The following is a 20,942-nucleotide window of genomic DNA, read 5'->3' on the forward strand; positions in this document are numbered from 1 at the left end:
GCCGGCGCTACCGATGCTGCGTCACGGTCGGCCGGTACCTGCGCTAGCGCGATTTGCGGCGGTAGCCCCGGCCGTTGGCCGGACCACGGATCGCTTGGGCCGGCCAACGGCCGGGCGCTACCGAAGACGCATCACATGCTTGGGTAGGTACCGACCGTTGGTCGGTACATGGCATCACCGGGCGAGGTAATCGACCACCCCGCACCCGGCCCTTAACCCGCTGGCAAAGCATGCGGTCAACAGATAGCCGCCGGTGGGTGCTTCCCAGTCGAGCATCTCACCCGCACAGAACACGCCGGGAACCTCGCGTAGCATCAGCGCCTCATCCAGCGCCTCCAGCCGCACGCCGCCGGCGGTGCTGATCACCTCGTCGATCGGGCGCGGACGCAGCGGCGACAGCGTCAGCCGCTTCAGCGCAGCGGCGATGGTGTCAGCCGGCAGCTGGCCGGCGTCTTTGCCCAGCACTTCAAACAACAGCGCCGATTTCACTCCACCCAGGCCCAGTTGGCGGCGCAGGTGTTCGCCGAAGCTGCGGCCCTGGCGTGGCTTGTGCAGCTTGTCCAGCAACTGCGCTTCGGTCTGGCCGGGCAACAGGTCCAACTGCAGCCGCACGTGGCCATCGCGCGCCAGGGTGTCGCGCAGGTCTGCGGCCAGCGCGTAGATGAGGCTGCCTTCAATGCCGTTGGCGGTGATGACACACTCACCCTGCTGCGCGTGTTCCCGGCCATCGAGCCCGATCCAGTGCGCGACCACCGGCTTCAGCGGTGCGCCGGCCTGGCGGTCACGGAAGTAAGGCGTCCAGTCGATGTCGAAGCCGCAGTTGGCCGGCTTCAGCGGTGCGATGTCGATGCCGCGCGCGGCCAGTGGTGCCACCCATGCGCCGTCCGAGCCGAGCTCAGGCCAGCTGCCGCCGCCCATCGCCAGCACCACCGCATCGGCCGGTACCGTGGCAACGCCATCCGGCGTGTCGAAGCGCAGCGTGCCGTTGTCCTGCCACCCGGTCCAGCGATGCTGCACGTGGAAGCGCACGCCCTGTTCCTTCAGCCGGCGCACCCAGCCGCGCAGCAGCGGGGCCGCCTTGCGGTCGACCGGAAATACCCGCCCGGAGGTACCAACGTAGGTGTCCACGCCGAAGCCTGCTGCCCACCCGCGCAGCGCAGCGCCATCGAAATCGGCCAACCACGCCCCGACCTCGGCGGCGCGTTCGCGGTAACGGGTCACGAACACGTCATGCGGATCGGAATGGGTAAGGTTCAAGCCGCCCTTGCCCGCGATCAGGAACTTGCGGCCGGGCGAACCCTTGGCTTCGTACAGGTCCACGACATGGCCAGCGGCGCGCACGGTCTCGGCCGCCATCAGCCCGGCCGGGCCGCCGCCGATGATCGCCACGCGTCGCGCAGGACGTACCGGGGTGCTCATGCGGTTCAGCGCGGCTTGACGTCGAGCAGCTCGACATCGAAGACCAGCGAGGCATTCGGTGGGATCGGGCCGGCGCCCGAGGCACCGTAGCCGTATTCGGCCGGAATCATCAGGGTGCGCTTGCCGCCGACCTTCATGCCGGCAAAGCCTTCGTCCCAGCCCTTGATCACCTGGCGCTGGCCCAGTCCAAAGCTGAATGGCTCGCCGCGGTCGACCGAGCTGTCGAACTTGGCGCCGTGCTTGTCGGCGGCTTTTTCGTCATATACCCAGCCGGTGTAATGGACCACGATGGTGCTGCCCGGGGTAGCCTCGGCACCGGTGCCGGGCTGGGTGTCGATTTTCTCGAAGGTGGCGATGCTGCCCCCCGGCGGCGGGCCGGGCGGGGTGCAGGCGGCCAGCAGCGACAGCAGCGCGGGAACGAGCAGGAACTTCGGCAGACGAGCCATGGGCAGCACCGGTGGAAAACGGGGACGCAAGGGTATCGCATCGCCGGGCGCTATCATGGGCGCATGTCGAAACTGCTGCTCAACCTGCGCAATGTCGCGGACGATGAAATCCAGGATGTCACCGCCCTGCTGGACCGGGTGGGCATTGCCCACTACCGCACCGAGCCCAGCCCCTGGGGGATCTCCTTTGGCGGCATCTGGATCCGTGACGACGCCGACCAGCCCCGGGCCAAGGCCCTGATGGCCGAGTACCAGCAGGCGCGTGGCGAGCGGGTCCGCGCCGAACGCCAGGCCGCGCTGGCCGACGGCACCGCCGAAACCTTCAGCACGCTGCTGCGCCGCCGCCCACTGTTCGTGGTGGCGGTGCTGGCCGGCATGCTGGTGGCCGCGGCACTGGTGCTGCTGCCGTTCGTGCTGCTGCGCGGCTGAACGCCGGGGTAAAATACCCGGATGATCGCCAATACCGCCGCCTACCACTTCACCCCGATCGCCGACCCGGACGCGCTGTGCGCGACGCTGCTGGCGCGCGCCGAGGCTGCCGCACTGCGCGGCACCGTGCTGGTGGCGGGCGAGGGCATCAACCTGTTCCTGGCCGGTCCGGAACCCGGCATCGACGGCTTTTACGCTGACCTGCGCGCCGACCCGCGCTTCGACGGGCTGCGGGTGAAGACTAGCTACAGCCAGATGCAGCCGTTCGCCCGGCTCAAGGCCAAGGTCAAGCCGGAGATCATCAGTTTCCGCATCGACGACGGCCAGCCACTGGCGTACCCGCGCGCGCCCTCGGTCGACCCGGCCACGGTGCAGCGCTGGTTGCGCCAGGGCCATGACGACGCAGGCAAGCCGGTGGTGATGCTCGATACCCGCAACACCCAGGAAATCGAATACGGCACCTTCCAGGATGCGCTGGTGCTGCCGATCACCCGATTCACCGACCTGCCCGACGCGCTGGCCCCGCACCGCGAGGCGCTGCGCGACAGTACCGTGGTCAGCTTCTGCACCGGCGGCATCCGCTGCGAAAAGGCCGCGTTGTGGATGCGCAACGACGGCATGGACAACGTGCTGCAGCTCGACGGCGGCATCCTGGGCTATTTCGAAGCGGTCGGTGGCGAAGGCTACGACGGCCGCTGCTTCGTCTTCGACGAGCGCGTGGCGCTGGATCCACAGCTGAAGCCGCTGGTTGACGCAGTCGCGGACTGATTGCGGGCGCTGATCATCTGCGTGGGCCGGCCAACGGCCGGCGCTACCGGCATTCGGCCGCGCCCCTTGCCGCTGCACCTGCGGTCGCCGGCCGTTGGCCGGCCCAGGCGGCATCGGCCGCGTCTCGTGCCGCGACACCTGCGGTAGCGCCGGCCGTTGGCCGGCCCAGGCGGTCCGTGCAGGAATCACCATCCTGCCAGCGCCCATGGTCTGCGGGGAATACGCCCCCATCGATGACGGATAACCTTGAATGGAACGCCCCATGCAGCTATCGATCCTCGACCTCGCCCCGGTCTGCGAAGGCAGCAACACCACCGCCGCCTTCGCCAACATGCTGGACCTGGCCCAGCACGCCGAAGGCTGGGGTTTCCATCGCTATTGGCTGGCCGAGCACCACAACATGCCCGGCATCGCCAGCGCCGCCACGGCGGTGTTGATCGGCCACGTGGCCGGTGGCACCCAGCGCATCCGCGTCGGTGCCGGCGGCATCATGCTGCCCAACCACTCGCCGCTGCAGGTGGCCGAACAGTTCGGCACGCTCGCCTCGCTGTACCCGGACCGCATCGACCTCGGCCTCGGCCGCGCGCCGGGCACCGACCAGCCCACCGCGCGCGCGCTGCGCCGCTACTTCGACAGCGCCGACCAGTTCCCGCAGGACGTGCGCGAGCTGCTGCACTACTTCGAGCCGGCGCAGCCCGGGCAGGCGGTGCGCGCGGTACCCGGCGCCGGCATCCCGGTGCCGGTGTGGCTGCTGGGCTCCAGCCTGTTCAGTGCGCGCCTGGCCGCGGCGATGGGCCTGCCGTTCGCCTTTGCCTCGCACTTTGCGCCCGATGCGATGGACGAAGCGCTGGCCGTGTACCGCCGCGAGTTCCGTGCCTCGCAGTACCTGGCCGCGCCGTACGCCGTGTTGGGCCTGAACGTGGTGGCCGCCGAATCCGAGGCCGAGGCAAAGCGCCTGTTCACCACCCAGCAGCAGAGTTTCGTCAACCTGCGGCGTGGCTTGCCGGGCTTGATTCCGCCGCCGATCGACGACATCGAAGCGTTCTGGCAGCCGCACGAGAAGATCGGGGTGCAGAACGCGCTGGCCTGCGCCGTGGTCGGCGACCTGCGTCAGGTCACTGAAGGCATGGCCGCCTTCGCCGCGCGTCACAAGCCCGACGAACTGCTGCTTACCGCCAACATCTACGACCACGCCGCGCGAAAGCGTTCGTTCGGCCTGGCGATGCAGGCGTGGCAAGGCATCCCCGACCCGGCGTGATGACGAACGCCTCGCCACGCGCCCGGGCAATGACGCAACGACGCACTGCCCCGCGGTAGAGCCACGCCCTGCGTGGCTGCGGGTACCGGGCAATGCGTCAGCCACGCAGGGCGTGGCTCTACCGCGCTGGTTCTTTCAGAACCAGCGCTGGAACAGCTCGGCCAGGTACTGCAGCAGTTGCCCCGAGCTGAAACTGAAGAACAGCACCGCGGCAATCGCGCCGATCCAGTTGATCAGCATCAGCGTGCCGTCGCGCTCGAGCAATGCCAGCGAAAACAGCAGCAGTTGGAACCCGAACAGGTAATTGGTGAACGGAATCGGCAGCGACAGAAGTACGCCGGTCAGCACCAGCAGCAGGCCGGTGAACGCATGCGCCGGCAGTGGCGCCAGCAATGACGGGCGACGCGGCTTGAGCATGCGATCCAGGCGGCGCAGTGCACCGTCGATCTTCACCAGGAATCTGTGCATCGTGCCGCGTCGCGGCCCGCGGTTGGCGATGAAGCCCGGCAGCCAGGGGCGCCGCAGCCCGCACAGCATCTGCACGCCGATCAGGATCACCAGTGGACCGCTGACGGCACCGCCCAGGCCCGGGATCGGAATGAAGGACGGCAGGATCGCGATGAACAGGAACGCCCCGAAGGCACTCTGCTGCAGGCCCTGCAGGATCTGGCCCAGGCGCAGGCGTTCTTCCGGGTCGCCATGGTCGAACATCGCCAGCAGCGTGCGGATGCCTTCGTTCTGATACTCCGGCCGGCTCTGGTCCGGCGCCGGGGGCCGATCAGCCGGTGAGTTCATCAGTCTCCTCTTCGGCCAGCGCGCGCAGCAGCAGCTTGTCCACGCGCGCGCCGTCCAGGTCGACGATTTCGATGCGCCAGCCGGCCCAGTCGAAGTACTCCCCGGCATGCGGGATGCGGCCGAAGTAATGGATGCACATGCCAGCCAGCGTGTAGTAATCGCCGTCCTCGGCATCGGGCAGCTGGGCATTGCCCATCAGTTCGCGCAGGTCTTCGATCGAGAGCGAACCATCCACCAGCAGCGAACCGTCTTCGCGGGTCACCACAAGCGCATCCTCGTCCACGTTCTCCACCGACTGCATGCGGCCGACCACCGCGCCCATCAGGTCGCTGATGGTCACCAGGCCCTGGATTTCGCCGTACTCGTCCACCACCAGCGCCATCGACTGCTGTTCTTCGCGGAAGATCTCCAGCAGCTTCATCGCATGGGTGGATTCGGAGACGTACAGCGGCTCGCGCAGCTGCTGGAACAGCGAGTGCTCATCGCGCACCAGGCGGGTGACCAGGCTCTTGACCTCGAGCACGCCGACGATGTCCTGGTCATTGTCGCGGTACACCGGGTAGCGCGAGAACTCATGCTCGCGCATGGCCGCCAGGTTCTTCTCCGGGTCGGCCTCGGTATCCAGCCAGGCGATCCGGTTGCGCGGGGTCATCAGGCTGTCGGCGGTGCGGTCGCCCAGGCGCATCACCCGGTTCATCATGTCCCGCTCGTGCGCATCGATCACGCCGGCCTCGTGGCTCTCGGCCACCAGCATGCGGATCTCTTCTTCGCTTACCGTCGCCGCCTCGTCGTTGCCCAGGCCGAGCAGGCGCAGGACCAGGCGGGTGGTCTTGGACAGCAGCCAGACGAACGGGAAGGCCAGCTTGGCCAGCCAGCTCATCGGCAGGGCAACCAGCCCGGCGATGTCTTCCGGGCGGGTCAGGGCCAGGCGCTTGGGGACCAGTTCGCCGAAAATAAGCGTGACGAAGGTGATCAGGGTGACAGCCAGGCCCTTGCCGACCAGCTCGGCGTGGCCGAAGCCGGGCGTCAGGCTCTTGATCCAGGTGGCAATGGCCTCGCCGATGGCGTCGCCGCCCAGCAGGCCGGTCAGCACGCCGATCACGGTGATGCCGATCTGTACGGTGGACAGGAAGCTTTCGGGCTTCTCGGACAGCTCAAGGGCCTTGGCGGCGCGCTTGGAGGTGCCGGCCATCTGCTTCAGGCGGCTCTTGCGCGAGGTCATGACCGACATCTCGGACATGGCGAAGAAGCCGTTGAGCAGGATCAGGGCGAAAACAAGCAGGATCAGTTCAAACACGGGCGTCGTCCCCGGTTGGTGGCAGGGAAGGCGTGTTCAAGCGCGGGCGGCTACCGGGCCAGGTCAAGCCTGGCGGGCGCGGCGGGGGATAAGGGTCGTCGTCCATAGAGTGCACCCGAAGGTGCCCGCGCATCTTAACAAAAGCCAGGGGGAGGGATGCAAACAGGGTCGTTCAGGAGGCCCCTTGGTGGCGTGAAGACGACAGGAGTACCCGGATTGGACATCAAACCGTCATAATTCCGCCCGGTGCCGTCCTTCCTCGACGGCGAATAGGTTTCTCAATGTTCTCTCTGCAGACCATTTTCGGCTCCGGCAAACAGTTCTACACCCTGCTGGACGAGGCTGCCCAGGCCGCCCACGACAGCGCCAAGGCGCTGCATGCGATGCTGCGCGACGCCGACCGGCAGCCGGCGCTGGATGCCTTCAAGCTGGCCCGCCTGCGCGAACGCGCCGCCTCGGACAAGATCAGCCAGGCGCTGGTGGACAGCTTCATGACCCCGATCGAGCGCGAAGACATCGAAGCGCTGGGTTCGGCGCTGTACAAGATTCCCAAGCAGGTCGAGAAGTTCGCCGACCGCTACTCGCTGGCCACCCAGCACCTGGAGCACATCGACTTCGCGCCGCGCGCGGCGATGCTCGAACAGGCCGCCACGGTGGTGGTGGAAATGGTCAGCGACCTGCGCCACATGAACCTGGACCGGATGACCGCGCTCAACGAGCGGCTGCGCTCGCTGGAAAACGAAGCGGACCGGCTGATGCTGGAGTTGTACCGCGATATCTATTCCGGTCGCCTGGACAACCTGCAGATGTTCCTGCTCAAGGAATTCTTCGAGATCCTGGAAAAGGCCATCGACCGTTGCCGCGAGGCCGGCGTGGTGGCGTACCAGATCGTGCTGAAGAACAGCTGACGGACGCCACAGCATGCTGACCCTCGTTCTGGTGGTGATCCTGGCCGCGCTCGTCTTCGAGTTCATCAACGGCTTCCACGACACCGCCAACTCCATTGCCACCGTGGTGGCGACCAAAGTCCTCTCGCCCGGCTGGGCGGTGATGCTCGCCGCCTTCATGAACCTCATCGGGGCGCTCACCGGTACCGCAGTGGCACTCACCATCGCCTCGGGCCTGCTCAACACCAACGTGATCGACGTGACCCCGCAGGTGATCCTGTGCGCGCTGCTGGGCGGCATCATCTGGAACCTGATCACCTGGTGGAAGGGCCTGCCGTCGTCGTCCTCGCATGCGCTGATCGGTGGCCTGTGCGGCGCCGGCCTGGCTGCGGCCCACAACAACTGGGACGCGCTGATCTGGTCCGAACGCATCGGCACCTGGGCGCAGAACAAGGGCCTGCTGTGGAAGGTGTTCCTGCCGATGATCACCTCGCCGATCGCCGGCTTCCTGCTCGGCATCGTGGTGATGCTGCTGCTGTGGGCGATCATCGCGGGCATGGCCAAGGTCGGTGGCTGGCTGGGCCGCCTGGCCCGCCCGCGCATCGTCAATGCGTTCTTTGGCAAGGCGCAGATCGTGTCGGCGGCCTACATGGGCTTCGCGCACGGCCACAACGACGCGCAGAAGACCATGGGCATCATCGCCATGACCCTGATCGGCGCCGAGGCGACCGGTGCGTTGAACGACCTGCCGTCCTGGCTGGCCTTCATGCACCCGGACGCGCAGGCCGGTGACGGCATCGCAATGTGGATCGTGCTGACCTGCGCGGTGGTGATGGCAGCCGGCACCGCCTCGGGCGGCTGGAAGATCATCAAGACGCTGGGTCACAAGATGGTCAAGCTGCACCCGATCCACGGCTTCGCGGCGGAAACCAGCTCGGCCACGATCCTGACCCTGGCCGCGCATTTCGGCATGCCGGTGTCCACCACGCACAGCATTTCCACCGCGATCATGGGCGTGGGTTACGCCAAGAACCCGCGTTCGCTGCGCCTGGGCGTGATCGAGCGCATCGTCTGGGCCTGGATCCTCACCATCCCGGCCGCCGGCGGCTGCGCCTACCTGATCCTCAAGCTGTTCGAGCTGTTCGGCTGGACCTGATGGATATTGATTGAAATGCGAAAAACCCGGCTTTGGCCGGGTTTTTTGTTGTTCGGCCGCCTGGATTGCAAGCGATCCCGTAGAGCCGGGCTCTGCCCGGCTGCTTCATGCATCCAGGCGAACAGCCGTGGTCTGCGAACACGCTTGGCTTAGGCGGGACGCCCCGACCCACCTTTTGACAGTGTGTCGTTGCCATGGGAAACGCGGGGGGGCAGCCGTTGGCCGTCATGTGATTTCGTTTGATTCGATGCGCTATTGAACGTTGATGCGTTCACGGCGGTTGTCTGGGGACCAACCCTACCGCCGTCGCCGGCCCAGCTCAGACCATGCGATGGCCACCGGCTGTTCGCCCAGATGCTTGAAGCTGCCGGGCAAGGCCCGGCACTACCGGATCGCGTGCAATTGCCGGGCAGGGCCCGGCGCTACACCTCGAGGGAGGCCAGGTCGCCCTTGTTCTCCAGCCACTGCTTGCGGTCGCCGGCGCGCTTCTTGGCCAGCAGCATGTCCATCAGCGCGCTGGTCTGCTCACCGTCGTCGACGGTCAGCTGCACCAGCCGGCGCGTGTCCGGGTGGATGGTGGACTCGCGCAGCTGCAGCGGGTTCATTTCGCCCAGGCCCTTGAAACGGGTCACGTTGACCTGGCCCTTGATCTTCTCGCGCTCGATCTTGTCCAGCAGCGAACGCTTTTCTTCCTCATCCAGTGCGTAGAACACCTGCTTGCCCACGTCCACGCGGAACAGCGGCGGCATCGCCACGAACACGTGGCCGGCATCGACCAGCGCCGGGAAATGCTTCAGGAACAGCGCCGTCAGCAGCGTGGCGATGTGCAGGCCGTCGGAGTCCGCGTCGGCCAGGATCACCACCTTGCCGTATCGCAGCCCGCTGATGTCGTCCTTGCCCGGGTCGCAGCCGATCGCGATTGCCAGGTTGTGCACTTCTTCCGACGCCAGCACGCTGCCCGACGACACTTCCCAGGTGTTCAGGATCTTGCCGCGCAGCGGCATGATCGCCTGGAAATCCTTGTCGCGGGCCTGCTTCGCACTGCCGCCGGCCGAGTCGCCCTCGACCAGGAACAGCTCGGTCCGCGACAGGTCCTGGCTGATGCAGTCGGCCAGCTTGCCCGGCAGGGCAGGGCCTTGGGTGACCTTCTTGCGCACCACCAGCTTTTCGGTCTTCAGGCGCGCACTGGCGCGCTCGATCGCCAGCTGGGCAATCTGTTCGCCCAGCACCACGTTCTGGTTGAGAAGCAGGCTGAAGGCGTCATGTGCCGCGCCCTCGACGAAGCCCGCGGCCTGGCGCGACGACAACCGCTCCTTGGTCTGCCCGCTGAACTGCGGGTCGGTCATCTTCAGCGACAGCACGAACGAAACCCGGTCCCAGACGTCTTCCGGAGCCAGCTTCACGCCACGTGGCAGCAGGTTGCGGAAGTCGCAGAACTCGCGCAGCGCCTCGGTCAGGCCAGTGCGCAGGCCGTTGGCGTGGGTGCCGTGCTGGGCGGTCGGAATCAGGTTGACGTAGCTTTCCTGGACCAGCTCGCCCTCCGGCAGCCAGGCCACCGCCCAGTCCACCACCTCGGTGTCCTTCTTGAGCTGGCCCACGAACAGCTCGGCCGGCAGCATCTCGCGCTCGCCCAGCTCGGCCTTCAGGTAATCGCTCAGGCCATCCTCGAAGTACCAGGTGTCCTGCTCGTCGGTGGCCTCGTCGCGCAGCTTCACCGTCAGGCCCGGGCACAGCACTGCCTTGGCGCGCAGCAGGTGGCGCAGCGCACGCAGGTTGTACTTGGGCGTATCGAAGTACTTCGGGTCGGCCCAGAAGCGCACCCGCGTACCCGTGTTCTTTTTGCCGACGCTGCCGACCACTTCCAGCGGGGTGGCGCGGTCGCCGTTGCGGAAGGTGATGCGGTGTTCGCTGCCGTCGCGCTTGATGTGCACCTCCACCAGCGTCGACAGCGCGTTGACCACGCTCACGCCCACGCCATGCAGGCCGCCGGAGAAGGTGTAGTTCTTGTTGTTGAACTTGCCGCCGGCATGCAGCCGGGTCAGGATCAGCTCCACGCCGGGGATCTTCTCCTCCGGGTGGATGTCCACCGGCATGCCGCGACCGTCATCGCTGACCTCGCAGCTGCCGTCCTTGTACAGGGTGACCTCGACCGTCCGGGCGTGCCCGGCCAGCGCTTCGTCCACGGCGTTGTCGATCACTTCCTGCGCCAGGTGGTTCGGGCGCGCGGTGTCGGTATACATGCCCGGGCGGCGCTTGACCGGGTCAAGGCCGGACAGGACTTCAATATCGGCGGCGTTATAGCGGGTGTTCATCTGTCTTCAGAAAGCGCAAAGCGACGGCGAAGTTTGCGGTCTGGCCGGTTTTTTTGCACGCCACACGTTCAGGGGCCGGCCGACCAGCCCGCGATAGACTGTGATCCAGCCATATGCGAGGAGACCCCATGAAGAAGTTGCTGACCATCGTTGCCATTGCCGCCGCCGTCGTGGCCGTGCCGCTGGCCATGGCGCAGAACGCCGGACAGGGCCAGTCCACCGCGCAGCAGGGCGAGCAGGCAGAGGCCAAGGCCCAGTCCGAGGCCGACGCCAAGGCCAAGCGCCGCGCGGCCGCCAACGCCGAAATGAAGGCCAAGGGGCAGCAGGCGCCGCAGAAGGAAGAGGAAGAAGAGGCCAAGAAGAAGCGCTGAACCCGCGTTTCGGCCTCCCTGACGCCCCGGCTTGCCGGGGCGTCTTCGTTCGTGCCCCTTGGGCTGGACGCCCTCAATCTGTAAACTATGGCTTTCCGGGAGCAGTGCGTTGTCATCCATCAGCGAATGGACTGGTCTGGTCGTGCGCGACCGCCAGCAGGTCAGGCAGGAGGTGACGGTCCCATCGGCGACCGGCACGGCCACCCCGACCTCGCCGACCGGCTGCCACCCCGCCTCTCCCTCGATCCAGGCCCTGGTGCGTGAACATCCCGCCGCCGCCCGGATCCCCCCCGATTTCCCCTTTACGTCGTCCGCCGCCCTGCGCGCCGGCGCCGTTTCCCCCTTCCTGACAGGACACCCCCAGCCATGACTCCCTTGATCTTCGTAACCGGTGGCGTGGTTTCCTCGCTTGGCAAAGGCATCGCCGCCGCCTCGCTGGCGTCCATCCTCGAAGCCCGTGGCCTGAAGGTCACGATGATGAAGCTCGACCCGTACATCAACGTCGACCCGGGAACCATGAGCCCGTTCCAGCACGGCGAGGTGTACGTCACCGACGACGGCGCCGAGACCGACCTGGACCTGGGCCACTACGAGCGCTTCGTGCGCACCCGCCTGAGCCGCAAGAACTCGGTCACCACCGGCCGCATCTACGAGAACGTGATCCGCAAGGAGCGTCGCGGCGACTACCTGGGCGCCACCGTGCAGGTCATTCCGCACATCACCGACGAGATCCGCCGCTGCATGGACGAGGCCACCGAAGGCTTCGACGTGGCGCTGGTGGAAATCGGCGGCACCGTGGGCGACATCGAATCGCTGCCGTTCCTGGAAGCCATCCGCCAGGTTCGCACCGAGCGTGGCCCGGAAAAGGCGCTGTTCATGCACCTGACGCTGGTGCCGTACATCGCCGCCGCCGGTGAGCTCAAGACCAAGCCGACCCAGCACTCGGTCAAGGAACTGCGCTCGATCGGCATCCAGCCGGACGTGCTGCTGTGCCGCTCCGAGCAGCCGGTGCCCGAATCCGAACGCCGCAAGATCGCCCAGTTCACCAACGTCTCCGAGCGCGCGGTGATCAGCGTGCCTGACGTCGACGTGTTGTACCGCATCCCGATGGGCCTGCATGAGCAGGGCCTGGATGAAATCGTCATCAACCAGCTCAAGCTCGGCGACAAGGCCGGCCCGGCCGACCTGCACGAGTGGGAAGCGGCGTTGGACGCCACGCTGCACCCGGTGGACGAAGTCACCATCGCCGTGGTGGGCAAGTACGTCGACCATCAGGACGCCTACAAGTCGGTCGGTGAAGCGCTCAAGCACGGCGGCCTGCGCCAGCGCACCAAGGTCAACCTGAAGTGGCTCGAAGCGCAGGACCTGGAAGGCACCGACATGGCCGCGCTGAAGGACGTCCACGGCATCCTGGTGCCGGGCGGCTTCGGTGACCGTGGGTTTGAAGGCAAGGTGCTCACCTCGCGGTTCGCCCGTGAGCAGCAGTTGCCGTACTTCGGCATCTGTTACGGCATGCAGGCCGCGGTGGTCGACTTCGCCCGCAACGTGGTGGGCCTGGACGGCGCCAACAGTACCGAGAACGACCGCCAGTCGCCAAACCCGGTGATCGGCCTCATCACTGAATGGCGCACCGCCACCGGCGATGTCGAAAAGCGCGACGACAAGAGCGACCTGGGCGGCACCATGCGCCTGGGCCTGCAGGAGCAGCGCCTGAAGCCCGGCACGCTGGCCCGTGAGCTGTACGGCAAGGACGTGGTGTCCGAGCGCCACCGCCACCGTTACGAGTTCAACAACCGCTACCGCACCCAGCTGGAAGACGCCGGCCTGGTGGTTGCCGGCAAGTCGATGGACGACACCCTGGTGGAAGTGATCGAACTGCCGCGCGACCAGCACCCGTGGTTCCTGGCCTGCCAGGCGCACCCGGAATTCCTGTCCACCCCGCGCGATGGCCATCCGCTGTTCATCGGCTTCATCCGCGCCGCGCGCGAGCGCAAGGCGCGCCCGATGACCGACGGGCACTGATTCGGCCATAATCACGCGGCATGTTTGACGCGCCCCTGCCGGGGCGTCCCCCCTTTCTGACTGGTAACCGGCCCGCTATGACCACGATCCGCAGCATCCACGCCCGTGAAATCCTCGACAGCCGTGGCAACCCCACGCTGGAAGCCGAAGTCACCCTGGAGGACGGTTCGTTCGGCCGTGCCGCCGTGCCGTCGGGCGCCTCTACCGGCACCAAGGAAGCGGTCGAGCTGCGCGATGGCGACAAGACCCGTTACCTGGGCAAGGGCGTGCGCAACGCCGTGGCCAACGTCAACACCACCATTGCCGCTGCATTGAAGGGCGTCGACGCCGCCGACCAGGAAGCCCTGGACCGCCGCCTGATCGACCTGGATGGCACCGAGAACAAGGGTCGCCTGGGCGCCAACGCGCTGCTGGGTGTTTCCATGGCCAATGCCCATGCCGTGGCCGCCTCTAAGAAGCAGGCGCTGTGGCAGCATCTGGCGCAGGGCCGCGACGTCTCGCTGCCGGTGCCGATGATGAACATCATCAACGGCGGTGCGCATGCCGACAACAACGTCGACTTCCAGGAGTTCATGGTGTTGCCGGTCGGCTTCACCTCGTTCTCCGAAGCGCTGCGCGCCGGCACCGAAATCTTCCATTCGCTCAAGTCGGTGCTCAAGGGCCACGGCCTGAGCACGGCGGTGGGCGACGAAGGTGGCTTCGCGCCGGACTTCCGCAGCAACGTCGAAGCACTCGACACCATCCTCGAAGCGATCGGCAAGGCCGGCTACACCGCCGGTGAAGACGTGCTGCTGGGCCTGGACGTGGCCTCCAGCGAGTTCTACGAAAACGGCAAGTACAACCTGGTGGGCGAGAACAAGCGCCTGACCTCCGAGCAGTTCGTCGATTTCCTGGCCGACTGGGCCGCCCAGTACCCGATCATCACCATCGAAGACGGCCTGGCCGAGAACGACTGGGCCGGCTGGAAGCTGCTCACCGAGCGCGTCGGCAAGAAGGTGCAGCTGGTCGGTGACGACCTGTTCGTGACCAATCCGAAGATCTTCAAGGAAGGCATCGAGTCGGGCACCGCGAACGCGATCCTGATCAAGGTCAACCAGATCGGCACCCTGACCGAGACCCTGGAAGCGATCGCGATGGCGCACCACGCCAACTACGCGGCCGTGGTCTCGCACCGTTCGGGCGAAACCGAAGACACCACCATCGCCGACATCGCCGTGGCCACCACCGCCACCCAGATCAAGACCGGCTCGCTGTGCCGCAGCGACCGCGTGGCCAAGTACAACCAGCTGCTGCGCATCGAGGAAGCCCTCGGTGCCGGCGCGCGTTACGCCGGCCGTGACGCGTTCGTGTCGCTGAAGCGCTGATCCGCATGCGCAACTGGCGCTGGCTGCTGCTGGTGCTCGCGGTACTGCTGGCATGGCTGCAGTACCGCTTCTGGTTCGGCCCGGGCAATTCGGGAGAAGTGATGATGCTCGAAGCCCAGGTCGAATCCCAGAAGCGCGACAACGCCGGCCTGCAGCAGCGCAATGATGCGCTGGCTGCCGAGGTCAAGGATCTCAAGGAAGGCGAGGCCGCCATTGAAGAACGCGCGCGCAGCGAGCTGGGCATGATCAAACCTGGCGAGACGTTCTACCGCGTGGTCGAGAACGCGCCGGTGGCGGCGCCGCGTGCGCCGGCGCGGGCCGCCGACCCGAACGCGCCGCACCAGGACGTGCCCTGATGGGCAGCGTATGGGCCGTGGTTCCGGCCGCCGGCCGTGGCACCCGCTTCGGCAGCGACACGCCCAAGCAGTACCTGGTCGCAGGCGACCGCGTATTGCTGGCGCACACCCTGGAAGCCCTGCTGTCGCACCCGGTCGTGGCCGGGGTGATGGTGGTGATCGCCGAGAACGATGCCGACTGGCCGGGCTGGCAGTCGCTGGCCGGCAAACCGATCCTTACCTGCACCGGCGGGGCGACCCGCGCCGCGTCGGTGCTGGCCGGGCTGCAGGCACTGCCGGACAGCGTGCGTGCCGACGATTTCGTGCTGGTGCATGACGCCGCGCGGCCGAACCTGGCGGCGGCCGACCTGGGGCGCCTGCTGGAAGTGGGGCGTACCGATCCGGTCGGGGCGATCCTGGCCGCGCCGGTACGCGACACGCTCAAGCGGGCCGGTGACGACGGCGGCATCGATGGCACCGAGCCGCGCGCGCGCCTGTGGCGTGCGCTGACCCCGCAGCTGTTCCGCCGCCACCAGCTGGCACGCGCGCTGCAGGACGCCGCTGCGGCCGGCCTGGAGGTCACCGACGACGCCATGGCGATGGAGCGGCAGGGACTGCGCCCGTTGCTGGTAGAGGGCAGCGAGGACAACTTCAAGGTCACCACCCCGGCCGATCTGTCCCGATTCGAATTCGAGCTGACGCGCCGCGGCTCCTGAGCCCGTCCTCGTCGGCCATCACAGCAGGTTTTTGCCATGAACACCCCGTTTCCTCCGGTCCGCATCGGGCAGGGTTATGACGTCCACGCCTTCGGCGAGGGCGACCACATCATGCTCGGCGGCATCCGCGTTGCGCACAGCTGCGGCGTGCTGGCGCACAGCGATGGTGATGTGATCCTGCACGCCTTGTGCGATGCCATGCTGGGCGCGCTGTCGCTCGGCGATATCGGCCAGCACTTCCCGCCCTCGGACATGCGCTGGAAAGATGCAGACAGCAGCCGCTTCCTGGAGCATTGCAACAGCCTGCTGCGCGAACGCGGCTGGCAGGTCGGCAACACCGACATCACCGTGATCTGCGAGCGGCCCAAGGTCGGCCCGCATGCGCTGGCCATGCGCGAGCGCATCGCCGGACTGCTTGGCATCGCGCTGGATGCGGTGAGCGTCAAGGCCACCACCTCCGAGAAGCTCGGTTTCACCGGGCGCGGCGAAGGTATCGCCGCCCAGGCCGTCGTGCTGCTGGTGGCGCTGTGATTCCGTTGCCGCTGGCCTTTGGCGAGGCCCTGCTGCGTGCGCAGATCCGCACCACCCCGGAAGATTTCCAGGTGGATGAACTGCCGGCGTTCGAGCCGAGCGGGGAGGGCGAGCACCTGCTGCTGACGATCCGCAAGCGCGGCGCCAACACCGTGCACGTGGCCAAGCTGCTGGCCAGGTGGGCCGGGCTGCCGGACATGGCGGTCAGCTACGCCGGCATGAAGGACCGGCATGCGGTCACCACCCAGCGTTTCAGCGTGCACCTGCCGAAGCGGGTTGCGCCGGACATCGCGTTGCTGGCCTCCGATGAAGTCGAGGTGGTCGAGTCGACCTGGCACAACCGCAAGCTGCAGCGCGGCGCGCTGGCCGGCAATCGTTTCCGGCTGGTGCTGCGCGGGGTGCAGGGTGAAGCGAAGGCGATCGACGAGCGCCTGTCACTGATTGCCGCGCGCGGGCTGCCGAACTGGTTCGGCGAGCAGCGCTTCGGCCGCGACGGCGGCAACGTGCCGGCCGCGCTGGCGATGTTTGGTGGCCGCCGGGTGCGCCCGGACCAGCGCTCGCTGCTGCTCTCGGCAGCCCGGTCAGCGCTGTTCAACCAGGTGCTGGCCGAGCGCGTGGTGCAGGGCAGCTGGGACAGCCCGCTGGACGGCGAGGTGTGGATGCTCGATGGCAGCCGCAGCGTATTTGGCCCCGAGCCGTGGACTGACCTGCTGGCTGACCGCCTCGGCCGTTTCGACATCCATCCCAGCGGCCCGTTGTGGGGCGAGGGCGAGCTGCGCAGCAGTGGTGCGGCCGCGGAGCTGGAGCGGGGCGCGGTCAGCGACGAACAATCGCTGCAGCTGCGCGCCGGCCTGGAAGGTGCGCGCCTGAAGCAGGAGCGCCGCGCGCTGCGCCTGCGCCCGGCCAACCTGCAGCATCGCTGGTTGGCGCCGGACGTGATGGAACTGACCCTCGCGCTGCCACCGGGCTGCTATGCCACCGCCGTGCTGCACGAGCTTGGCCAGGTCAATGACGTCGGAGGCGCCCCGGTTCCGGAATGACCGCGCAGACACGCATGGCGTGTCCCTACGCGGCCCCTCGACCAAAAAAGGTCGTTCGACCACCAGGTCGCCCGACCAAGGATCGTAGTGACACGCCATGCGTGTCAACGCCATGCCGAACACGCACGGAACCCGCCATGCGTGTCAACGCCATGCGTGACACGCCCGGTTCACCGGTTTGCCAACAACACCAACACCGCCCCGGTCCCGCCTTGCCCGGCCGGCGCCGAATGGAACGCCAGCACGTCGTTGCGCTGGCGCAGCAGCCGGTCCACCAGGTTCTTCAGCACCGGCGCGCCGCCGTCCGACTGCAGCCCCTTGCCATGGATGATGCGCACGCAGCCGTACTCATGCGCATGGGCTTCCAGCAGGAACTGCCGCAGCAGCGTCTCAGCCTGGACCACGGTGGCGCCATGCAGGTCCAGTTCGTCCTGTACCGAGTACTGGCCGCGCTTGAGTCGCTGGAACATCCGCGCCGGCAGGTTGTCGCGCCGGTAACTGGCAGTGTCGCCGGCTTCCAGCGGGCTGCTGTCGCGCAGCAGCCGGGCGAACTCCCCGCGCGCGGCGTGGTCGTCCTGTTCGGCCATGCGCGCGCGCGGCTTGGGCCGTGGCGCCGCCGGCGGCGCGGCCACGGGTCTGCGCAGCGGCGTAACCTCGCCGATGGCGGCACGGAACAGCGCGGCCGGATCTTCGTCTTCAGGATGTGACATGCGTACAGCCTAATGCCCTGAATCGGTCGTGCCTACCTCCCGCCGGGGTAGGCCGATCTGCCCGGTTGCGGCACAATAGCTGACGCACTTGCGCGGTCGGTGATCCCGGAACGGGTGAAGGCCGGCCCCGCCAACGCTGGAAAGTGATGGAAATGAAGTCTTGAACAATCAAGTGGTTAAAACCCGGATGCGGATCCTGGTCAGTAACGATGACGGCGTTGATGCCCCCGGCATCAGGATGCTCGCCAGCGTGCTGCGCGAGGCCGGCCACGATGTGATGGTGGTCGCCCCCGACCGCGACCGTTCCGGCGCCAGCAACTCGCTGACGCTGGACCTGCCGGTGCGCGTCAAGCGCATTGACCACTACACCTGTTCGGTGGCGGGAACCCCGACCGACTGCGTGCACCTGGCCCTGACCGGCCTGCTGGAATACGACCCTGACATCGTCGTGTCGGGCATCAACAACGCCGCCAACCTGGGCGATGACGTCATCTATTCCGGTACCGTTTCCGCGGCGATGGAAGGCCGTTTCCTTGGCTTGCCGGCGGTGGCGATGTCGCTGGTGAGCCACAACCACGATCCGCGCAATTTCGAAACCGCCGCACGCGCCGCAGTGGAGATCGTGACCCGGCTCAAGGCCGATCCATTGCCGGCCGACACCATCCTCAACGTCAACGTGCCGGACCTGCCCTGGTCCGAGGTGCGTGGCTTCGAAGTGACCCGGCTGGGCAACCGCCACCGTGCCGAAGGCTGCATCGCCCAGCGCGACCCGCGCGGCAATGAGGTGTACTGGATCGGCCCGGCCGGCCGCGAACAGGATTCGGGCCCGGGCACGGACTTCCATGCCGTGCGCAACGGGTTCATCTCGATCACCCCGATCCAGGTCGACCTGACCCGCTACCAGGCGCTGGAGAAAGTGGCCAGCTGGGTGGGCGGGCTGACTGCCGCGCTGGACCGGCCGGCATGAGCCAGCGCCTGCGCCTGCAGCCCGAAGCGGTCGGCATCGGCATGACCTCACAGCGCGTGCGCGACCGCCTGGTCGAGCGCCTGCGCGAAAGCGGTATCGCCGACGAAGCCACCCTCAACGCGATCCGCGTGGTACCGCGCCATCTGTTCATCGACGAGGCCTTGGCCTCGCGTGCCTACGAAGACACCGCACTGCCGATCGGCCACGGCCAGACCATTTCGCAGCCGTGGGTGGTGGCGCGGATGACCGAAGCGGTGCTGCAGTCGGCGCCGAAGAAAGTACTGGAAGTGGGCACCGGTTCGGGCTACCAGGCCGCCGTGCTCGGCGCGCTGGGGCTGGAGGTCTACACCGTCGAGCGCATCGGCGACCTGCTGCGGCAGGCGCGCAAGCGCTTCCGCGCGCTGGGCATGAACATCCGCAGCAAGCATGACGATGGCCGCATCGGCTGGGCCGAACACGGGCCGTTCGATGCCATCGTGGTCACGGCCGCTGCGCCGGCGCTGGTGGATGCGCTGGTCGAGCAGTTGGCCGTGGGCGGGCGCCTGGTCGCGCCGGTCGGCGGGGCGGGGGCGCAGTCGCTGATCCAGCTGACCCGTCGCGACGACGGCAGCGTTGACCAGCAGGTACTGGCGCCGGTTACGTTCGTGCCCTTGCTGTCTGGCATGCTGGACTGATTCCAAGGAGCGTCGCGTCATGAAGATTTTTGGTCCGCTGTACGAGCGGGCGATGAAGTGGGCCGCACATGAGCGCGCCCCGACCTACCTGACGGTGCTGAGCTTCATCGAGGCGATCATCTTCCCGGTGATGCCCGAAGTGATGCTGGCGCCGATGTGCGTGGCCCAGCCCAGGCGTGGCTGGTGGTTCGCCACGCTCAGCCTGGCCGGCTCGATGGCCGGTGCGCTGGTCGGCTATGCGCTGGGCCATTACGTATTTGAAGCGGTCAAGCCGCTGTTCGCCGCGATGGGCATGTTGACCAGCATCGAGGGCGGCATTGCCATCGTGCAGGCCAAGATGGCCGAATCGCCGTGGGCGGTGTTCACGTTCCTGGTACTGGGCGGCTTCATGCCCATTCCGATGAAGGTCTTCACGTGGGCATCGGGTATCGTCGGCGTGCCGCTGCCGCAGTATTTCCTGAGCATGCTGATCGGGCGGGGCAAGCGCGTGTACGTGCTGGCCGCGGTGATCCGCGTTGGCGGGGCGCGTGCCGAAGCGGTGCTGCGTCGTTGGATTGAACCGCTGGGCTGGATCGCCACCGCATTGGTGGTGGGTCTGGTGGCCTGGCTTGTCTGGAGGTCGAAGTTCGCATGAGTGCTGATCGTTTGAGCGGGGCCGCGCGGCTGACCGCACTGCTGCTGGTGGTGTCCACCCTGAGTGCCTGCGGCACGGCCACGGTGGTCAAGCCGTCAGGCGGGCGCACCGCGCACACCACGCCGCAGACCTCGGTGGCCAAGCCGGGCCAGACCGCCGTGGTGCGTCGCGGCGACACGCTGTACGCGCTGGCACGCATCCACAACATCACCCCGCGCGACCTGGCGGGCTGGAACGGGTTGGCCGAGCCGTACACGATCTATCCGGGCCAGGTGCTGCGCCTGTATCCGGGCAGCAGTCCGGGCCGCGCGCCCACCACCGTGGTGACCGCGCCGCGACCGGGAACCACGACGCCCACGCCGACCCCGTCGCCGACCACCGCCATCAAGAGCAACATCAGCTGGCGCTGGCCGGCCGAGGGTGCCGTCGTCGGCCGCTTCGTCGGTGCCGACGTCACCAAGCAGGGTGTCGATATCGCCGGCACCAGCGGCCAGCCGGTGCGCGCCACGGCGCCGGGCGTGGTGGTCTATTCCGGCGCAGGCCTGGTCGGTTTCGGCGAGCTGATCATCGTCAAGCACAGCGACCAGTGGCTGTCGGCCTACGGCCACAACCGCAAGCGACTGGTCAATGAAGGCCAGAGCGTCAAGGCCGGCGAGCAGATCGCCGAAATGGGCCGGACCGGTACCACCCGCGACATGCTGCACTTCGAGATCCGCTACAACGGCAAGCCGGTTGACCCGCTGCTGTACCTGCCGCCGAAATGATCGCGCAGCCACGTAGGGCGTGGCTGAAATCCCACCGAAGTCGCAAG

At 67.3% G+C, this 20,942-nt stretch carries 22 protein-coding genes; 16 read left to right on the forward strand and 6 right to left on the reverse strand.

The annotated features are described in order from the left end of the window. Positions 1-174 precede the first annotated feature (174 nt). Complete coding sequence (locus tag J7J08_RS02875) at positions 175-1,419, reverse strand: TIGR03862 family flavoprotein (RefSeq protein ID WP_214901295.1); 1,245 nt, start codon at positions 1,417-1,419, stop codon at positions 175-177. A 5-nt stretch (positions 1,420-1,424) separates the two neighbouring features. Further along, a complete protein-coding gene (locus tag J7J08_RS02880) occupies positions 1,425-1,865 on the reverse strand; it encodes an FKBP-type peptidyl-prolyl cis-trans isomerase (protein ID WP_214901297.1) in 441 nt (146 codons plus the stop codon). Positions 1,866-1,928: 63 nt separating this feature from the next. Between J7J08_RS02880 and J7J08_RS02885 the strand changes: the two genes are divergently transcribed. From J7J08_RS02885 to J7J08_RS02895, 3 genes are all read left to right on the forward strand, one after another. Then, positions 1,929-2,294, forward strand: a complete 366-nt coding sequence (locus J7J08_RS02885; protein ID WP_214901299.1) for a DUF6164 family protein — start codon at positions 1,929-1,931, stop codon at positions 2,292-2,294. 21 nt (positions 2,295-2,315) lie between these two features. Beyond that, the gene (locus J7J08_RS02890; RefSeq protein WP_214901302.1) at positions 2,316-3,062 is read left to right on the forward strand and encodes a sulfurtransferase; all 747 of its coding nucleotides are present in this window, start codon (positions 2,316-2,318) and stop codon (positions 3,060-3,062) included. Between the two features lie 262 nt (positions 3,063-3,324). Further along, positions 3,325-4,320: an LLM class flavin-dependent oxidoreductase gene (locus J7J08_RS02895; RefSeq protein WP_214901304.1), complete on the forward strand. Its 996-nt coding sequence runs from the start codon at positions 3,325-3,327 to the stop codon at positions 4,318-4,320. A gap of 135 nt (positions 4,321-4,455) precedes the next feature. On the opposite strand, the gene J7J08_RS02900 is transcribed toward J7J08_RS02895, so the two are convergent. Further along, positions 4,456-5,115 carry an exopolysaccharide biosynthesis protein gene (locus J7J08_RS02900; protein ID WP_214901305.1) on the reverse strand — a complete coding sequence of 220 codons (660 nt, stop codon included), beginning with the start codon at positions 5,113-5,115 and terminating at the stop codon, positions 4,456-4,458. Further along, positions 5,099-6,412 carry a hemolysin family protein gene (locus J7J08_RS02905; protein WP_214901306.1) on the reverse strand — a complete coding sequence of 438 codons (1,314 nt, stop codon included), beginning with the start codon at positions 6,410-6,412 and terminating at the stop codon, positions 5,099-5,101. Before J7J08_RS02905 ends, J7J08_RS02900 begins: the two co-directional genes overlap by 17 nt. Positions 6,413-6,693: 281 nt before the next feature. Here J7J08_RS02905 and J7J08_RS02910 point away from each other — a divergent pair, with 281 nt between their 5' ends. Beyond that, positions 6,694-7,320 carry a DUF47 family protein gene (locus J7J08_RS02910; RefSeq protein WP_214901307.1) on the forward strand — a complete coding sequence of 209 codons (627 nt, stop codon included), beginning with the start codon at positions 6,694-6,696 and terminating at the stop codon, positions 7,318-7,320. A 13-nt stretch (positions 7,321-7,333) separates the two neighbouring features. Beyond that, positions 7,334-8,455, forward strand: a complete 1,122-nt coding sequence (locus J7J08_RS02915; RefSeq protein WP_214901308.1) for an inorganic phosphate transporter — start codon at positions 7,334-7,336, stop codon at positions 8,453-8,455. Between the two features lie 422 nt (positions 8,456-8,877). On the opposite strand, the gene parE is transcribed toward J7J08_RS02915, so the two are convergent. Continuing rightward, positions 8,878-10,767 (reverse strand): DNA topoisomerase IV subunit B, encoded by a 1,890-nt coding sequence (gene parE, locus J7J08_RS02920; protein ID WP_214901309.1) that lies wholly within the window; start codon positions 10,765-10,767, stop codon positions 8,878-8,880. Between the two features lie 128 nt (positions 10,768-10,895). Here parE and J7J08_RS02925 point away from each other — a divergent pair, with 128 nt between their 5' ends. From J7J08_RS02925 to truD, 7 genes are all read left to right on the forward strand, one after another. Next, positions 10,896-11,138, forward strand: coding sequence for a hypothetical protein (locus tag J7J08_RS02925; protein WP_214901311.1), 243 nt, complete (start codon positions 10,896-10,898; stop codon positions 11,136-11,138). A gap of 366 nt (positions 11,139-11,504) precedes the next feature. Continuing rightward, entirely contained in the window at positions 11,505-13,160 is a 1,656-nt protein-coding gene (locus J7J08_RS02930; protein ID WP_214901313.1) for a CTP synthase, read from the forward strand. 77 nt (positions 13,161-13,237) lie between these two features. Further along, entirely contained in the window at positions 13,238-14,524 is a 1,287-nt protein-coding gene (eno, locus tag J7J08_RS02935; protein WP_214901315.1) for a phosphopyruvate hydratase, read from the forward strand. 5 nt (positions 14,525-14,529) lie between these two features. Continuing rightward, complete coding sequence (gene ftsB / locus J7J08_RS02940) at positions 14,530-14,880, forward strand: cell division protein FtsB (RefSeq protein ID WP_214901317.1); 351 nt, start codon at positions 14,530-14,532, stop codon at positions 14,878-14,880. Beyond that, positions 14,877-15,575, forward strand: a complete 699-nt coding sequence (ispD, locus tag J7J08_RS02945; RefSeq protein WP_214901615.1) for a 2-C-methyl-D-erythritol 4-phosphate cytidylyltransferase — start codon at positions 14,877-14,879, stop codon at positions 15,573-15,575. Before ftsB ends, ispD begins: the two co-directional genes overlap by 4 nt. A 36-nt stretch (positions 15,576-15,611) precedes the next feature. Beyond that, the gene (ispF, locus tag J7J08_RS02950; RefSeq protein ID WP_214901319.1) at positions 15,612-16,106 is read left to right on the forward strand and encodes a 2-C-methyl-D-erythritol 2,4-cyclodiphosphate synthase; all 495 of its coding nucleotides are present in this window, start codon (positions 15,612-15,614) and stop codon (positions 16,104-16,106) included. After that, a complete protein-coding gene (gene truD, locus J7J08_RS02955) occupies positions 16,103-17,146 on the forward strand; it encodes a tRNA pseudouridine(13) synthase TruD (RefSeq protein WP_214901321.1) in 1,044 nt (347 codons plus the stop codon). Before ispF ends, truD begins: the two co-directional genes overlap by 4 nt. 170 nt (positions 17,147-17,316) lie before the next feature. Here truD and J7J08_RS02960 read toward each other — a convergent pair whose 3' ends face one another. Then, complete coding sequence (locus J7J08_RS02960) at positions 17,317-17,856, reverse strand: Smr/MutS family protein (RefSeq protein WP_214901323.1); 540 nt, start codon at positions 17,854-17,856, stop codon at positions 17,317-17,319. A gap of 187 nt (positions 17,857-18,043) precedes the next feature. Here J7J08_RS02960 and surE point away from each other — a divergent pair, with 187 nt between their 5' ends. Genes surE through J7J08_RS02980 form a run of 4 tightly spaced genes read left to right on the forward strand, consistent with a single transcriptional unit; the run spans position 18,044 to position 20,895 of the window. After that, positions 18,044-18,823 carry a 5'/3'-nucleotidase SurE gene (surE, locus tag J7J08_RS02965; RefSeq protein WP_214901325.1) on the forward strand — a complete coding sequence of 260 codons (780 nt, stop codon included), beginning with the start codon at positions 18,044-18,046 and terminating at the stop codon, positions 18,821-18,823. Further along, the gene (locus tag J7J08_RS02970) at positions 18,820-19,497 is read left to right on the forward strand and encodes a protein-L-isoaspartate(D-aspartate) O-methyltransferase (RefSeq protein WP_214901327.1); all 678 of its coding nucleotides are present in this window, start codon (positions 18,820-18,822) and stop codon (positions 19,495-19,497) included. Before surE ends, J7J08_RS02970 begins: the two co-directional genes overlap by 4 nt. Before the next feature lie 19 nt (positions 19,498-19,516). Further along, positions 19,517-20,131 (forward strand): YqaA family protein, encoded by a 615-nt coding sequence (locus J7J08_RS02975; RefSeq protein ID WP_214901329.1) that lies wholly within the window; start codon positions 19,517-19,519, stop codon positions 20,129-20,131. Continuing rightward, positions 20,128-20,895, forward strand: a complete 768-nt coding sequence (locus J7J08_RS02980; protein ID WP_214901331.1) for a peptidoglycan DD-metalloendopeptidase family protein — start codon at positions 20,128-20,130, stop codon at positions 20,893-20,895. Before J7J08_RS02975 ends, J7J08_RS02980 begins: the two co-directional genes overlap by 4 nt. Positions 20,896-20,942 lie beyond the last annotated feature (47 nt).

This window comes from Stenotrophomonas sp. ISL-67, from assembly GCF_018612915.1.
Lineage (GTDB): Bacteria > Pseudomonadota > Gammaproteobacteria > Xanthomonadales > Xanthomonadaceae > Stenotrophomonas.

Excerpts from the sequence above, each read along its gene's own strand:
- J7J08_RS02910 (WP_214901307.1), top strand. The coding sequence starts at position 6,694 with ATGTTCTCTCTGCAGACCATTTTCGGCTCCGGCAAACAGTTCTACACC.
- ispF (WP_214901319.1), top strand. The coding sequence starts at position 15,612 with ATGAACACCCCGTTTCCTCCGGTCCGCATCGGGCAGGGTTATGACGTC.
- J7J08_RS02975 (WP_214901329.1), top strand. The coding sequence starts at position 19,517 with ATGAAGATTTTTGGTCCGCTGTACGAGCGGGCGATGAAGTGGGCCGCA.
- J7J08_RS02960 (WP_214901323.1), bottom strand. The coding sequence starts at position 17,856 with ATGTCACATCCTGAAGACGAAGATCCGGCCGCGCTGTTCCGTGCCGCC.
- J7J08_RS02885 (WP_214901299.1), top strand. The coding sequence starts at position 1,929 with ATGTCGAAACTGCTGCTCAACCTGCGCAATGTCGCGGACGATGAAATC.
- J7J08_RS02915 (WP_214901308.1), top strand. The coding sequence starts at position 7,334 with ATGCTGACCCTCGTTCTGGTGGTGATCCTGGCCGCGCTCGTCTTCGAG.
- ftsB (WP_214901317.1), top strand. The coding sequence starts at position 14,530 with ATGCGCAACTGGCGCTGGCTGCTGCTGGTGCTCGCGGTACTGCTGGCA.
- J7J08_RS02900 (WP_214901305.1), bottom strand. The coding sequence starts at position 5,115 with ATGAACTCACCGGCTGATCGGCCCCCGGCGCCGGACCAGAGCCGGCCG.
- J7J08_RS02875 (WP_214901295.1), bottom strand. The coding sequence starts at position 1,419 with ATGAGCACCCCGGTACGTCCTGCGCGACGCGTGGCGATCATCGGCGGC.
- parE (WP_214901309.1), bottom strand. The coding sequence starts at position 10,767 with ATGAACACCCGCTATAACGCCGCCGATATTGAAGTCCTGTCCGGCCTT.
- J7J08_RS02970 (WP_214901327.1), top strand. The coding sequence starts at position 18,820 with ATGAGCCAGCGCCTGCGCCTGCAGCCCGAAGCGGTCGGCATCGGCATG.
- J7J08_RS02925 (WP_214901311.1), top strand. The coding sequence starts at position 10,896 with ATGAAGAAGTTGCTGACCATCGTTGCCATTGCCGCCGCCGTCGTGGCC.
- J7J08_RS02890 (WP_214901302.1), top strand. The coding sequence starts at position 2,316 with ATGATCGCCAATACCGCCGCCTACCACTTCACCCCGATCGCCGACCCG.
- J7J08_RS02880 (WP_214901297.1), bottom strand. The coding sequence starts at position 1,865 with ATGGCTCGTCTGCCGAAGTTCCTGCTCGTTCCCGCGCTGCTGTCGCTG.
- J7J08_RS02895 (WP_214901304.1), top strand. The coding sequence starts at position 3,325 with ATGCAGCTATCGATCCTCGACCTCGCCCCGGTCTGCGAAGGCAGCAAC.
- surE (WP_214901325.1), top strand. The coding sequence starts at position 18,044 with ATGCGGATCCTGGTCAGTAACGATGACGGCGTTGATGCCCCCGGCATC.
- J7J08_RS02980 (WP_214901331.1), top strand. The coding sequence starts at position 20,128 with ATGAGTGCTGATCGTTTGAGCGGGGCCGCGCGGCTGACCGCACTGCTG.
- J7J08_RS02930 (WP_214901313.1), top strand. The coding sequence starts at position 11,505 with ATGACTCCCTTGATCTTCGTAACCGGTGGCGTGGTTTCCTCGCTTGGC.
- eno (WP_214901315.1), top strand. The coding sequence starts at position 13,238 with ATGACCACGATCCGCAGCATCCACGCCCGTGAAATCCTCGACAGCCGT.